We start from the raw sequence: 15,028 nt of genomic DNA, 5'->3' as shown, positions 1-15,028 counted from the left end.
ATTATAGCATGAAAAGAGGCTTGGGGAAAGATCGATAAAACATAAAAAGTTGAGAGTTTTACTCTCAACTTTTTTTAATCAAATTCATATTTTTGGAGAATTGTAGTGAGGATAAAGACTCCTGTAAAGATGGCCATCAATGCCAGATAAACTGGGAAAGTAGTGGCTGTAAGGAGGGAAATCTCGATCAAGTTTTTCAACACGATCGCAGATGCGTAGAATCCTACTACAGAGAAGAGAATGAGGAGGGCCCGCCAGATATTTAGTGGCAGGCAAGCACGGATAACGGATAGGAAACCGATGGATCCAAGTAAGTAGTAGGATACAGTAGACATATCGGCTGCAGACCAACCATGGCTTGCTCCCCAAAGGCGAATAAACAAGACACTAAAGACGACCATCAAGGCGCTTGGTAAGGCTAACAGAAGGGAACGTCTCAAGAAGTGTTTTTCAACCGGTTTGATATTGCGTTCAAAGGTCAATACAAATGGTGGGAATCCTTCGACGAATTGGTCGATCAGGGTGATTTGAATAGGAATGAAAGGGAAAATCAGCAAATAGTTGACGTTAAAGAAGAGAGCACTGGCGATACAGATGATAGCCAAGAGGAAGGAATAGATCGTTTTGATAAAGAAGATTGGAGCGATTCGTCCAATGTTATTCACCACACGACGGCCTTCAAAAAGAATTTCTGGAACGTCATTAAAGTCAGAGTTCAAAAGAACAATATTGGCAATTTGACGGGTTGCGGGATCTCCTTCAGCCATCACGATGGAGCAGTCTGCTTCGCGAAGAGCAAGAATATCATTGACCCCATCTCCTGTCATAGCAGTCGTCCGACCAGCTGCTTTCAAGGTTTGGATAAGCAGTTTTTTCTGGTGAGGGGACACGCGCCCAAAGATAGCTGTTTCTTCTGCTTGATCCACTAATTGATCATCAGAAATTTTTGAACAATCGATGTAGTTCTCATAATTTTCGAAGCCAGCTTGTTGAGCGATATAAGAGACCGTCACAGGGTTGTCACCAGAGATGATTTTGAGATCCACTCCTTGAGAGCGCAAATACTCAAGAGTATCTGAAGCCCCTTCACGAATGGGGTCTGTAATCTCAATAACCGCAATCCCTTCAAGATTTTCAGGCAGATTCAATTCCTGCATGCTGATCAGTTCTGAACTATGAGCCAAGACGAGCACGCGTGATCCACGAGCTTGTGCTTCGACGACAGCAGCTGGATTTTCTTGAAGGAGCATTTCAGGAGCACCGAGAAAGACGGTTCCAAGGTTGGATAGGTGCATGGCTCCCCATTTCCGATCACTTGAGAAAGGAATAATGTTTTCCGCAGTATAAGCATGCTCCAACTCCCCATAAGCCTTGCGAATAGCTTGAGCAGTAGGATTGGTGTCCTCGCTATTTTGCATGTAAGCTGAAAGAATAACTTTGATGGTTTCCTCAGAAAAATGATCAGATAAGCTATGGAGAGATTCAACTGTCATCTTCCCTTGAGTGATGGTGCCGGTCTTATCAAGACACAAGGTATCCACACGCGCCAGGGTTTCTACTGAGTACATTTCTTGGACAAGAACCTTGCGCATACCGAGCTTAATCACCGCTGTCAAAAGAGACGTAACTGTCAGTAAAGCGATTCCCTTTGGCAACATTCCCAAGAGAGCTGTTGAAGAATTCACGACAGAATCCTTGATCGGTAGCATCTTGATCAACAGTGCTTCAAAGAAGAGGGCAAGGCCAAATGGGATGATAATTTTACCAGTGAAGCTCGAAATTTTCGCTAAGTTATAAAGAATACGCGAATTGATAGGCTTCAAGGTCTTGGCTTCCATCATCAGTTTGTTGGCATAGTTGTTTGCTCCAACTCGCTTGACACGGGCATAGACTTGACCACTGGCAATATAACTACCAGAAAGCAGTTCATCGCCAACTTCTTTTAAGACAAGGTCACTCTCACCAGTCAGCATAGCCTCATTGGCTTCTGCGATACCGGACATGACTTCGGCATCACTAGGGATCTGCTCACCCGAAGATAAGAGCATTAGATCACCCAGAACAAGCTTTTCTGGTGGAATCGCATCTTTTTCCCCGTCTCGAATGACAGTCACTAGCTCACGACTCATGAGGTTAAGTTTATCAATCATCCGCTTAGCGCGCATCTCGGTCATGATCCCTGTAATGGCATTGAAGCAAATGACTGCGAAAAAGATCATATTGCTCCAAGCCTGTACAGCAGCTAAAGCCACAGCAATCACAAAGTTTAAGGTATTAAACAAGGTGAAGACGTTGCGCTTGATAATTTGCCAGGTGCTGGTACTTGTATTCGTTGTAAAATCATTGGTTTGTCCGCGATCCATTTTCTTGCGGACTTCACTGAGGGACAAGCCCTTTAAATCAATAGTTTCCATAGATAATATGATATCATTTTTTTGAGAAAAAGACTATCTAGAATCGGTCCGCTGAGACAATTTTTATCTAAAAAAGGTTTGCGGTCAAAATCAGGATACGGTATAATAAGAAAGAACCTTTTACAGGATGAAATATCTTGTAGAGAGACGAATGAAATGGATTTGAGGAACAACTATGTTTTATACCTATTTACGTGGCCTTGTTGCCTTTATTCTGTGGGTTTTAAATGGGAATGCCCATTACCATCATAAGGACAATATTCCAGATCGAGAAGAGAACTACATCTTGGTATCCCCTCACCGGACTTGGTGGGATCCTGTCTATATGGCCTTTGCGACCAAGCCAAAGCAGTTTATCTTTATGGCTAAAAAAGAACTCTTCACCAATCGTATTTTTGGCTGGTGGATTCGTATGTGTGGGGCTTTTCCGATCGACCGTGAAAATCCAGGAGCAGAAGCCATTAAGTATCCTGTCAATATGTTGAAAAAGAGCAACCGTTCTTTGATTATGTTCCCAAGTGGAAGCCGTCATTCTCAAGACGTCAAAGGTGGTGTTGCCATCATTGCCAAAATGGCGAAGGTTCGAATCATGCCAGTGACTTATACTGGTCCAAGAGACTTGAAAGGGTTGGCAACGGGTGAACGCATTGATATGAACTTTGGACATCCCATTGATATCTCGGATATTAAAAAGATGAATGACGAAGGAGTGGCAGAAGTTGCCCGCCGTATCCAAGAGGAGTTTGACCGCTTGGATGCGGAAGCACAAGCGATCAACACCCCAACAAAACCTTTTATCTTGATTCGTTTGTTAAAAATCCTTTTGATTCCCCTTGTCTTAGTCATGGGCATCTTGACCTTGCTCTTTAGTTACCTAGCAAGCTTTGTATGGGATCCAGACAAACATCGGAAAAATAAGTAAAAAAGCTGAGAGTTTTTCTCAGTTTTTTTTATTTTTACGAATAATAAAAGTGAGAGGAGGTTTCTTATGGAGGATATCATCGAAAAAATCAAAGAATATAAGCTCTTTTTAGCTCTTACTGCTATCGGACTCTTACTTGGAGGGTATTTTCTTTTTCATCGACCCCAGTCAAGTGCATCCACCATACCGGATTTTTATCAGTCTTCTAGTTCAACTTCGAGCAAAGAAAAGGTGCAGACCACTAGTTCCAAAGAAGAAAAGACGACTACTTCTGTGTCTGATGCACCCGAGATCATTACGGTCGATGTCAAAGGAGCCGTCAAACAACCAGGTGTCTATGAGTTGCGCTCAGATAGCAGAGTCCACGATGCCATTCATAAGGCGGGTGGGATGACAGCAGATGCCAATAGCCAATCAGTCAACTTGGCGCAAAAACTCTCCGATGAAGCAGTGATCTATGTTGCTAAAGAAGGAGAGGATGTTCCAGCACTTGGAAGTTCAGAAAGTCCTGCAACTTCGTCAGCGCCAGCAGAAAAAACAGGCAAGGTTAATTTAAATCGAGCGACAGAGACAGAGCTCCAGACCGTATCGGGCATTGGCCAGAAACGTGCCCAGGACATTATCGCCTATCGCGAGGCAAATGGTCCTTTTCGATCAGTGGATGATCTGAAGAATGTTTCAGGAATCGGAGAGAAAACACTGGAGAAACTAAAAGATGCTTTCACGGTGGATTAAAAACCTTCCTTTTTCGCTTGTCCATCTCGCCTTTGTACTCCTATGGTTGTATTTTAGTGTTTATCAACCATCTTGGCTTTCGATCAGCGGTCTAGTAGTAGTGGGAATTTTAGCGGTTCATCACTATAAAGGGGAGCGCTCAAGTTTGCTAGGGCTTGCTTTAGCAATCCTTTGTTTTGCGGCCTTCTTTGTCTTTCAGCGAATACAAGATCATCCAGTACAAGTAGAAAGTCAGCCCCCAGCCCATTTACATCTGATCCCAGATACCATCAAGATCAATGGGGACGCCTTGTCTTTTCGTGCTAAAAATCAGGGAAGGACCTACCAAGTCTTCTACACTTTAAAATCAGAAAAAGAAAAACAGCATTGGCAAAGTCAAACTCATTTGTTGGAGTTGACGTATAAAGGTGCTATAGAAGAGCCAGAAGGGCAGCGAAATTTTAGAGGATTTGACTACCGGTCTTATTTGGAAACACAGGGCATTCACTATCAAATAAAAATTGAAACGATCCAATCTGCTCTCCCTATCCAAACTTGGAATGTTTTCGATTGCCTATCTCAATGGAGGCGCCAAGCCATTGTTTGGAGCAAGAAGCACTTTCCGCAACCGATGAACCAGTATATGACCGGCCTTCTTTTTGGCTATTTAGATACGGATTTTGAAGAGATGGACCAGCTTTACACGAGTTTAGGAATCATCCATTTATTCGCCTTATCTGGGATGCAGGTTGGCTTTTTCATCAATGGGATCCGGAAAGCTCTCTTACGTTTAGGAATCTTGCAAGAGACAGTCGATATCTGGATGGTTCCAATTTCTTTGGTCTATGCTGGCTTGACAGGTTTTTCTGTTTCAGTGGTTCGCAGCCTCTTGCAGAAGATCCTCTCTCAAAAGGGGGTCCGAGGGATGGAGAATATGGCGATGACCTTGATGATCTTAATGTTGCTCATGCCCAAGTTTTTCCTGACAGCTGGAGGGGTCTTGAGTTGTGCCTATGCCTTTATTTTGACCTTGGTAGATACCAGCTCTTATTCAGGACTTAAAAAGATACTAGTGGAAAGTTTCTGGATTAGCCTGGGGATTTTGCCCCTTTTGACCTATTACTTTAGCGTCTTTCAACCCTGGTCACTCCCTTTAACCTTCCTCTTTTCTTTCTTATTTGACCTTGTCCTTCTTCCAGGTTTAACGGTGCTATTTATCTTATCGATTCTAAAGCCCCTTACCATTTTTAACAGTTTCTTTCTTCTCATAGAGGAGTGTATTCGTTGGATTTCAAAGCTCACGTCGCTACCTTTGGTATTTGGTCAGCCAACGGGACTAGCTCTGATCGCTCTCTTCCTTCTTTTAGGGATCTTGTATGATCTTCGAAAGCAAAAAAAACGTCGTTTCCTGTTAATAGGCATGATTCTACTCATCTTTTGTTGGACCAAGCATCCTTTAGAAAATGAGATCACCATGGTGGATATCGGTCAAGGAGATAGTATCTTTTTACGTGATTGGAAAGGAAGAACCATATTAATTGATGTCGGAGGACGCGTCACTTTTAAAAGTGGAGACAAGTGGCAAGAGCGCAGTCAATCTGCTAATGCGGATCAAACCTTGATTCCATATCTCAAGAGTCGAGGTGTTGGAAAAATCGATGCGCTGGTCTTGACTCATACAGACCAGGACCATATGGGTGATATGGTGGAGGTCGCCAAACAAATCCCAGTTAAAAAAGTGTATGTCAGTCCAGGCAGTCTAACCAATTCTCAATTTCGAGAGAAATTGAAACAGCTTCATAGTCCGATTAAAGTAGTCCAGAGAGGGGATCGACTTCCTATTTTTGATCATCATCTAGAAGTCTTATCCCCTGATGAAGTGGGGGATGGTAAAAATGATGATTCGATTGTCCTCTATGGGCAGTTCTATCAGAAACGATTTTTGTTCACGGGTGATCTAGAAGAAGCTGGAGAGAAAAAACTATTGGAAAACGATCCACAATTACAAGTAGATGTCTTGAAAGTAGGCCACCACGGATCTAAAGGTTCCTCTAGTGATGTGTTTTTAGACCAGTTACATCCTCAGTTGGCCTTGATCTCTGTTGGAAAGAAAAATCGCTACCAGCATCCCCATAAAGAATTGCTCGATCGTCTAGAGGAACGCTCTATTTCTTATCTTCGTACCGATGAAAGAGGAGCAATTCGCTTGATTGGATGGGACCATTGGAGGGTAGAAACGGTCCGCTAGAGATGAGGAGAGGTTTGCTTTCTATGCTGAAAATTGCTATTATAGAAAGTGAAATCAATGTAAAGGTAGAATCGTATGAACGCATTTAAGCAATTTTGGATACATTATGCAGATTTTTCAAGTAAGACCAGTCGGGCCCATTTTTGGCTAGCTTTTTTCTGGAATTCCCTGATTTCGTTGCCTCTTTGGGTCTTTTACATCGTGGCCTCATTATCTCATCAAAATGCTCAAGAAACGCTCAATTTTTCAACTGTTCATTCTAAGACAGGTTTATGGGCGCTCGCTTTCTTAGCATTCTTTTACTTCCTCATTTTAGTACCCAGTCAAGCCATTTGTGTACGTCGCTTGCGGGATGCTGGGATCCATTGGTCTTGGATCTTTTTGAACCTTGGTCCGGTTCTGCTCTATTTGTTGACGGGCCTAGATATTTTCCTATTTCTTTGGGTGATTACAGTTATTTCTCTATTGATTCTCATGATGCTTCCAGGGAAAAACACCTTCCCGCAACCAGTAGAAACTCCTATGGGAGTGGCTTCTGAACCACAAGTCACAGCGACAGGGGGGAGCTTTGGAGGCAACTCGTTTGAGCAAATTCCTAATTTTGTATCAGCACCTGATTTGTCTGATGAAAAACCACCATTGGAACAAAAAATGGCTGCTGAACACGAAATCCACTAAACTGATAAAGATAAGAGAGTTTCATGCAAGCAATTACTGACACTAAACATCTGACGGTTCAAACTCTGCCTTCTGTTCTTGTCTTGACAGGGGAGGATGTAGGTCAATTTGAATGGTTAAAAAAAGACATTTTAAAAAAAATAGGCTATGATCCTTCAGATTTGAATTATTCTTATTTTGATATGAAAGAAGCCTCTTATGCTGAAGTCGAGCTGGATTTGCTCAGTCTTCCCTTTTTTGCAGATGAAAAAATCGTGATTTTGGATCACTTATTGGATCTGACCACTGCCAAGAAACGCAATTTAACCGATGAAGATCTGAAGCAATTTGAAAACTATCTGGAAAATCCTTCTGAATCGACCCGTTTGGTGATTTTTGCAGAAGGAAAATTAGATAGTAAGCGTCGCTTGGTCAAACTCCTAAAACGGGATTCCCAAATCATTGAAGCAACAACACCTAAAGAGCAAGATTTAAAGCGTTATTTTTCTAGTCAGGCCCAAGAATTGGGCTTACAGTTTGTAGGCGATTCCTTGGACCAGCTACTTTTAAAATCTGGCTATGATTTTGGAGAGTCACAGAAGAATATCGCTCTATTGCAGGCTTATAAAGAAGATGGTCAGATTACCCTCGAAGAGATCGAGGAGGTTGTTCCAAAGTCCTTGCAAGATAATATTTTTGATCTGACACAAATGATTCTCAAATGCCAAATCGATCAAGCCCGGAATTTGGTTAAGGATCTCCGCTTACAAGGAGAAGATGAGATAAAATTGATCGCTATTTTGTTGAGTCAATTCCGAATGTATTCTCAAGTTAAAATTTTCTCAGAAGAAGGCCAATCCGAAAGCCAAATTGTAGCGAGCTTGTCGGACTTGTCAGGGCGCAAGGTCAATCCTTATCAGGTGAAGTTTGCCTTACGGGATAGCCGCAGGCTTTCCCTGTCCTTTTTGAAGCAGGCCATGATGACCTTCATCGAGGCGGACTATGCGATTAAAAGTGGAACATATGAAAAAGACTACTTATTTGATTTGGCCCTGTTGAAAGTAGCAAATAGCGTCTAACGATGAATGAAATCGCAGGCAGATTAGTTGAATAATTTAGCTGTTTGCGTTATCATCAAGTCAGTAATAAAGAAAAGAGGACCATAAAATGGCTATCATTTTACCAGAATTACCATATGCTTATGATGCATTGGAACCTTATATCGATGAAGAAACCATGCATTTGCACCATGATAAACACCATCAAACATATGTAAACAATGTGAATGCAGCTCTTGAAAAACATCCTGAAATTGGAGAAGACCTTGAAAGCTTGTTAGCTGATGTTGAATCCATTCCAGCTGACATTCGCCAAGCTGTGATCAACAATGGTGGTGGTCATTTGAACCACGCTCTTTTCTGGGAATTGATGACTCCAGAACAAACAGCTCCTTCAGCAGAACTTGCTGCAGCGATTGATGCCACATTTGGTTCATTTGAAGACTTCAAAGCAGCCTTCACAGCAGCAGCAACGACACGTTTTGGTTCTGGTTGGGCATGGTTGGTTGTCAACAAAGAAGGCAAACTCGAAGTGACTTCAACAGCAAACCAAGATACACCAATCTCTGAAGGTAAAACACCAATCCTTGGTTTGGATGTTTGGGAACATGCCTACTACGTGAAATACCGTAACGTACGTCCTGACTACATCAAAGCTTTCTTCTCAGTGATCAACTGGAATAAAGTTAATGAATTGTTTGCAGCAGCAAAATAATAAAATGAAGGAATCTATTAGAGCGAGTATTGGCTCTTATAGATTTTTTTGTTTACATCCGAAAAATCGGAGTATAATTTCTTGCGTTTGGACAGGAAAATGATACACTAGTAGGAGTGTGTCTTACTTGTTAGAAGCCTGGTTTGAAGGGCCTAGGCAAGGAAAAGATAAACCTTAAAATGAAAACTGAAACATTCAGGGAGAAATGAAATGACTAGTATTACCATTACCAAAGGAACAGTTGAGACGCCTATCTATTTGCGGATGTTGAATCGTCATGGCTTAATTGCAGGAGCTACTGGGACAGGAAAAACGGTTACTCTCAAGGTTCTAACAGAAAAATTAAGCAAAGAAGGCATTCCGGTCTTTCTAGCTGATATCAAGGGAGATTTATCTGGCTTAGCCAAAGCCGGGCAATGGACACCAAAACTGGAAGAACGCTACAAGCTGCTTGGTATCACAGAGCTGTTTGAGCCACAAGCCTTCCCAGTTCGATTGTGGGATGTCTTTGGCCAAGCTGGTCATCCTGTTCGGGCGACTGTCGAAGGGATGGGCTCATTGCTTCTTTCTCGTTTGCTTGATTTGAATGAAACCCAATCAGGAATTCTTGCAATTGTCTTTAAAGTGGCCCAAGAGAAAGACTGGCCCTTGATTGATTTGAAAGACCTGCAAAGCCTTTTAAAGGAAGTTTATGAACACAGCTCAGACTATTCGGCCCAATATGGCAATATCACCAAACAATCTGTCGGAGCGATCCAAAGAAGTCTCTTGGTTCTTGAAGAAGAAGGAGCAGACCAGTTTTTCGGAGAGCCAGCACTTGATTTAAATGACTTCATGCAACTCGATGCATCTGGTCGTGGTTATATCAATATTCTTTCGGCTACAAAGCTCTTTCATTCACCAAAATTGTACTCAACCTTTTTGATTTGGATGCTGTCTCGTCTCTTTGAAACACTTCCAGAGGTTGGGGATCCTGAAAAGCCAAAACTGGTCTTCTTCTTTGATGAAGCTCATCTCCTATTTAAGGATGCAAGCAAGCTCTTTCTTGAGAAGGTCGAGCAAGTGGTACGACTGATTCGTTCTAAGGGTGTAGGGATTTACTTTATTACCCAAAATCCTCAAGATCTCCCAGAATCTGTTTTGGCACAGCTTGGAAATCGTGTTCAGCATGCACTTCGAGCTTATACACCAAAAGAAATGAAGGCGATTAAGGTTGCTGCCCAAAGTTTTCGTCCGAATCCAGACTTTGATACAGAAACAGTAATCACAGAATTAGGGACAGGGGAAGCCTTGGTTTCTTTCCTGAATGAAAAGGGACAGCCTAGTGTGGTTGAGCGTGCTTATATTCTCTCTCCTCAATCGAGTTTTGACCTCTTAAATGAGAGTGAACAATTGGCCTTGATCACAACCTCGCCTTTCCATCAAAAGTATGCGACGACGATTGATCGGGAATCTGCCTATGAAAAATTAGCAGCTAAAGCAAGCAAGGAAGTACAAGAAAAAGAGCAAAAAGAAGCAGAAAAGGAAGAGGCTGCAGCAGATAAGGCGGCTCAAAAACGTAGTCCAGGTCGTCCAAGAAAATCTAGTCTTGAAAAGGCAAAAGATTCCTTCTTGAGTTCCTTATTCCGAACGATTGCGCGTGAGATCGCTAAGCTGATTATGGGCTCCTTTAAACGGAAATGACAGTCTAGAGGTAGCGTAAAAAGGTATTTAAGGAGAAATCGTTTTCCTCACCTGATATGCCTTGTTATTTTTTGTAGAATCTTTTATAATAAAACTTATATGAAAAACTATTTGAAGCTACGCTCGATCATGATTGCGATCAGTATTCTATTGTGCATGGCGGGAACGGGTACACTGGGCTACTTGCATGTTACGCAACCAATAGCATCAGCAATCGACAAAAAAGCAAAGAAAACAAAAGAAGCAAAAGAACAAGATATCGAAAAGTCTACCCCTGAGACAAAAAAGCCACGTATCAAATCTCCTGAAGCCAAGCAAGCGGTGCTAGATGCTGACAGGGAGACAATGAATGAGTATGGCTTAGTCTATGATTATGCTAATAAAGGTTTGGTAGAGGTTGTTCAGGATTTCCTAGCAGAAAGTGAAATTGATCCATCACAAGTTGCCTTCACTTATCGCAATGCCATTACAGGAGAGCAATTTGCCATGAATGATCTCCAACCAATGACTGGAGGAAGCACCTATAAGCTACCATTAAACATGTTGGTGGTAGATGAGGTCGCAAAAGGCAAACTCAATTTAACAGACCGGTTTGACATTACCAATACCTACTATGAATATGTAGGGGAGCATGACAATTACGTTGCTGCCTTCGATGGTGCCATGTCTATTCCTGATATGCAACGCTATTCATTGGTTTACTCTGAAAATACCCCTGCCTATGCCTTAGCAGATCGTTTAGGGGGAATGGAGCAAGCGCGTAAGTTATTCAGTCGCTATGGTCAATCCCGTTCACCAGAGGTTAAAACCTTTAGCGAAGATAATAAAACGACAACGGATTATTACATCCATGTCTTGGAATATCTTTGGAATCATCAAGAAAAATATGCAGATTTGCTGGAATTGATTGGGGAATCTTTCCCAGGCGAGTACTATAAGAAATTCTTGCCAGACTTGGTGATCCAACAAAAACCAGGCTATGTGGCTGAAGCGCTCAATGTGGATGCCATTGTCCATGAATCGACTCCTTATTTAGTTGCCATCTATACTGCAGGCCTTGGAGGGACGACTCCAGAAAGTTCTGAAATCAGTGGTGTTGGTCTTTATCAATTGGGTCAATTGGCTTATGTTATTAATGAATGGCATCGTGTCAATATGAATGAATAATCGACAGAAGGTCTGAGGGTTGCTCAGGCCTTTTATTCTATCAAAGTAGGATGAAATTCACTTGGTGTTTCGAATTACTTTTCTGTTCTAAAGAGACTTCTTTCCCTTTTCTATAAAAAGTATGTTATACTACTAATAGTAATAAGAGGAAGTATAGACATGATTACAAAGGAAGATTACCAGTTGCTCCGCTCGCATCCAGCCTTTTCTGCGCTACCAGTGGAGCTATTTGATAAATTAGCTGTTGAAATTCATGCCAGGGATATCCCTAAGGGACAAATTTTATTTTATGCAGGAGATAAGCGGGAGCGCCTTTTTCTTCTGGCAAACGGCTTTGCTCGTATTGAGCAATTTGATTCGTCGGACCAATTCTCCTATATGGATTATATAAAGAAGGGGGCTTTGTTCCCTTATGGTGGGATGTTCCAGGATGAGCGTTACCACTATACAGCTAGTGCGGTGACGGATTTACGTTGTTTTGTTATTCCCGTTCATCTTTATGAATTTTATGCCAAAGAGAGTAAGGAGCAATTGCTCTTTATTATGAGAAAGATCTCCTCCATCCTAGAATTTCAAGAGTTGCGCTTGCGCAATGTCGTGACAGCTAGTGCTAGTGAGCGCGTGATTCAATCTTTAGCAATTCTGTGCAAGGACTATGAAAGTCTAGGAAATCAGCTTCCATTTCCAATTAGTATGAAGGAAATGGCCAAATTAGCAGCCACAACTCGAGAAACCGTCAATCAAGTTTTAAAGAAACTCATCGATTCTCATAAGGTCCAGTATGAGAGAAAACAACTAACTTTTCTAGATACAGCCTATTTTTTAAAGAGTTTTGAAGAGATCAACTAATTTGTTGATCTTTTTATTTTTTTACAAAAAAATATATATTCATAAAAATGATATAAAAGGCAAAATATGCAAAGAAAACGCTTCATATTAACTAAAAAATAGGAAAGATTCAAAAAAATGCCAAATTCTTTGCATTCAAAAAGTAGAATCCTTTGTGAAAGCGGTACCAATTGGTGATAAAATAAAACCTGTAAACAGGATTAGCTATGCTAAACCGCAAGAAAAAAGGAGGACTATAGATGTCTACACACCCAATTCATGTTTTCTCAGAAATTGGAAAACTGAAAAAAGTTTGTTTGCACCGTCCAGGTAAAGAGTTGGAAAACTTGATGCCTGACTATCTTGAACGTCTTCTTTTTGATGATATTCCATTCTTGGAAGATGCTCAAAAAGAACACGACGCATTTGCTGAAGCACTTCGTAACGAAGGAATCGAAGTACTTTATCTTGAACAGTTGGCTGCTGAGTCATTGACTTCTCCAGAAATTCGCGATCAGTTCATCGAAGAATACCTTGAAGAAGCGAACATTCGTGGACGCCAAACAAAAATTGCGATCCGTGAATTGCTTCACAGCATTGAAGACAACCAAGAATTGGTTGAAAAAACAATGGAAGGGGTTCAAAAAGCTGAACTTCCAGAAATTCCTGAAGAAGCAAAAGGATTGACAGACCTTGTTGAATCTGACTATCCATTTGCTATCGACCCAATGACAAACTTGTACTTCACACGTGACCCATTTGCAACAATTGGTAATGCAGTATCATTGAACCACATGTACGCAGATACACGTAACCGTGAAACTTTGTATGGTAAATACATCTTCAAATACCACCCAGTTTACGGTGGAAAAGTTGAACTTGTCTACAACCGTGAAGAAGATACTCGTATCGAAGGTGGAGATGAGTTGGTACTTTCTAAAGATGTATTGGCAGTTGGTATCTCACAACGTACTGATGCTGCATCAATCGAAAAATTGTTGGTAAACATCTTCAAGAAGAACGTTGGCTTCAAGAAAGTATTGGCCTTCGAATTTGCTAACAACCGTAAATTCATGCACTTGGATACAGTATTCACAATGGTGGACTACGATAAATTCACAATCCACCCAGAAATCCAAGGTAACCTTCGCGTCTTCTCTGTAACTTATGAAAACGAACAATTGAAGATCGTTGAAGAAAAAGGTGATTTGGCTGAATTGCTTGCTGAAAACCTTGGTGTTGAAAAAGTTACATTGATTCCATGTGGAGGTGGCAACGTCGTTGCTGCTGCACGTGAACAATGGAACGACGGATCAAATACTCTTACAATCGCACCAGGTGTGGTAGTAGTATACGACCGTAACACTGTTACGAACAAGAAATTAGAAGAATACGGACTTCGTTTGATTAAGATCCGCGGAAGTGAATTGGTTCGCGGTCGTGGTGGACCTCGTTGTATGTCAATGCCATTCGAACGTGAAGAAATCTAATCATCCTTCTTCAGGTTAGACGGGCTCAGTGTCTAAACTGAGCCCTCTAAACTGAATGACAGGATCCTATCATGCATAATTAAAGGAGATAATTAATGACAACTTCAGTATTCCAAGGGCGTAGCTTTTTAGCAGAAAAAGACTTTACACGTGCAGAGTTAGAATACCTTATCGGACTTTCAGCTCACTTGAAAGACCTTAAAAAACGCAACATCGAACACCACTACCTTGCTGGTAAAAACATTGCGCTTTTGTTTGAAAAAACTTCAACTCGTACTCGTGCAGCCTTCACTACTGCAGCCATCGACCTTGGTGCTCACCCAGAATACCTAGGTGCAAACGATATCCAACTTGGTAAAAAAGAATCTACAGAAGATACTGCAAAAGTTCTCGGACGTATGTTTGATGGTATCGAATTCCGTGGATTTAGCCAACGCATGGTTGAAGAATTGGCTGAATTCTCAGGTGTTCCAGTATGGAATGGTTTGACTGACGAATGGCACCCAACTCAAATGCTTGCTGACTACTTGACTGTTCAAGAAAACTTTGGGCGTTTGGAAGGTTTGACACTTGTATACTGTGGTGACGGACGTAACAACGTTGCAAACAGCCTTCTTGTAACAGGTGCAATCCTTGGTGTGAACGTACACATCTTCTCTCCAAAAGAACTCTTCCCAGAACAAGAAATTGTTGAATTGGCAGAAGGATTCGCAAAAGAAAGTGGCGCTCATATTTTGATCACTGAAGATGCTGATGAAGCTGTGAAAGGTGCAGATGTACTTTACACTGACGTTTGGGTATCTATGGGTGAAGAAGACAAATTTGCAGAACGCGTTGCCCTTTTGAAACCTTACCAAGTAAACATGGAATTGGTTAAGAAAGCTGATAACGAAGACTTGATCTTCTTGCACTGCTTGCCAGCTTTCCACGACACAAACACTGTTTATGGTAAAGATGTTGCTGAAAAATTCGGCGTAGAAGAAATGGAAGTTACTGACGAAGTGTTCCGTAGCAAATATGCTCGTCACTTTGACCAAGCTGAAAACCGTATGCACACCATCAAAGCGGTTATGGCAGCTACTCTTGGTAACTTGTACATTCCAAAAGTTTAAGACTTTATAACCGTATACCA

General features: G+C 41.5%; 12 protein-coding genes. 11 read left to right on the top strand and 1 reads right to left on the bottom strand.

Features of this window, described 5'->3' with window-relative positions; genetic code table 11:
* Nucleotides 1-74: 74 nt before the first annotated feature.
* The gene (locus SM121_RS08440) at nucleotides 75-2,414 is read right to left on the bottom strand and encodes a cation-translocating P-type ATPase (protein ID WP_320910852.1); all 2,340 of its coding nucleotides are present in this window, start codon (nucleotides 2,412-2,414) and stop codon (nucleotides 75-77) included.
* A 175-nt stretch (nucleotides 2,415-2,589) separates the two neighbouring features.
* On the opposite strand from SM121_RS08440, the gene SM121_RS08435 reads away from it, so the two are divergent.
* The 11 genes from SM121_RS08435 (at nucleotide 2,590) to argF (ending at nucleotide 15,008) form a co-directional block, all read left to right on the top strand.
* Nucleotides 2,590-3,336, top strand: coding sequence for a lysophospholipid acyltransferase family protein (locus SM121_RS08435; protein ID WP_320910851.1), 747 nt, complete (start codon nucleotides 2,590-2,592; stop codon nucleotides 3,334-3,336).
* A 66-nt stretch (nucleotides 3,337-3,402) separates the two neighbouring features.
* Nucleotides 3,403-4,071, top strand: a complete 669-nt coding sequence (locus SM121_RS08430) for a helix-hairpin-helix domain-containing protein (protein ID WP_320910850.1) — start codon at nucleotides 3,403-3,405, stop codon at nucleotides 4,069-4,071.
* Nucleotides 4,052-6,298, top strand: coding sequence for a DNA internalization-related competence protein ComEC/Rec2 (locus tag SM121_RS08425; RefSeq protein ID WP_320910849.1), 2,247 nt, complete (start codon nucleotides 4,052-4,054; stop codon nucleotides 6,296-6,298). The genes SM121_RS08430 and SM121_RS08425 overlap by 20 nt, the downstream gene beginning before the upstream one ends.
* Nucleotides 6,299-6,373: 75 nt before the next feature.
* Complete coding sequence (locus SM121_RS08420) at nucleotides 6,374-6,976, top strand: DUF805 domain-containing protein (protein ID WP_320910848.1); 603 nt, start codon at nucleotides 6,374-6,376, stop codon at nucleotides 6,974-6,976.
* Nucleotides 6,977-6,999: 23 nt separating this feature from the next.
* Nucleotides 7,000-8,034, top strand: coding sequence for a DNA polymerase III subunit delta (gene holA / locus SM121_RS08415; protein ID WP_320910847.1), 1,035 nt, complete (start codon nucleotides 7,000-7,002; stop codon nucleotides 8,032-8,034).
* 88 nt (nucleotides 8,035-8,122) lie between these two features.
* The gene (gene sodA / locus SM121_RS08410) at nucleotides 8,123-8,728 is read left to right on the top strand and encodes a superoxide dismutase SodA (RefSeq protein ID WP_003006336.1); all 606 of its coding nucleotides are present in this window, start codon (nucleotides 8,123-8,125) and stop codon (nucleotides 8,726-8,728) included.
* 210 nt (nucleotides 8,729-8,938) lie between these two features.
* Nucleotides 8,939-10,411, top strand: a complete 1,473-nt coding sequence (locus SM121_RS08405) for a helicase HerA-like domain-containing protein (RefSeq protein ID WP_320910846.1) — start codon at nucleotides 8,939-8,941, stop codon at nucleotides 10,409-10,411.
* 99 nt (nucleotides 10,412-10,510) lie between these two features.
* Nucleotides 10,511-11,578, top strand: a complete 1,068-nt coding sequence (locus SM121_RS08400) for a serine hydrolase (RefSeq protein ID WP_320910845.1) — start codon at nucleotides 10,511-10,513, stop codon at nucleotides 11,576-11,578.
* A gap of 159 nt (nucleotides 11,579-11,737) precedes the next feature.
* Entirely contained in the window at nucleotides 11,738-12,427 is a 690-nt protein-coding gene (locus SM121_RS08395; RefSeq protein ID WP_320910844.1) for a Crp/Fnr family transcriptional regulator, read from the top strand.
* Nucleotides 12,428-12,666: 239 nt separating this feature from the next.
* Entirely contained in the window at nucleotides 12,667-13,896 is a 1,230-nt protein-coding gene (gene arcA / locus SM121_RS08390; RefSeq protein WP_003006347.1) for an arginine deiminase, read from the top strand.
* A gap of 95 nt (nucleotides 13,897-13,991) precedes the next feature.
* The gene (gene argF, locus SM121_RS08385; RefSeq protein ID WP_223363472.1) at nucleotides 13,992-15,008 is read left to right on the top strand and encodes an ornithine carbamoyltransferase; all 1,017 of its coding nucleotides are present in this window, start codon (nucleotides 13,992-13,994) and stop codon (nucleotides 15,006-15,008) included.
* Nucleotides 15,009-15,028: the final 20 nt, after the last annotated feature.

The sequence above is a fragment of the Streptococcus sp. S1 genome (assembly GCF_034137685.1).
Taxonomy (GTDB): Bacteria; Bacillota; Bacilli; order Lactobacillales; family Streptococcaceae; genus Streptococcus; species Streptococcus dentalis.
This window is presented reverse-complemented; position numbering and strand designations above follow the sequence as displayed.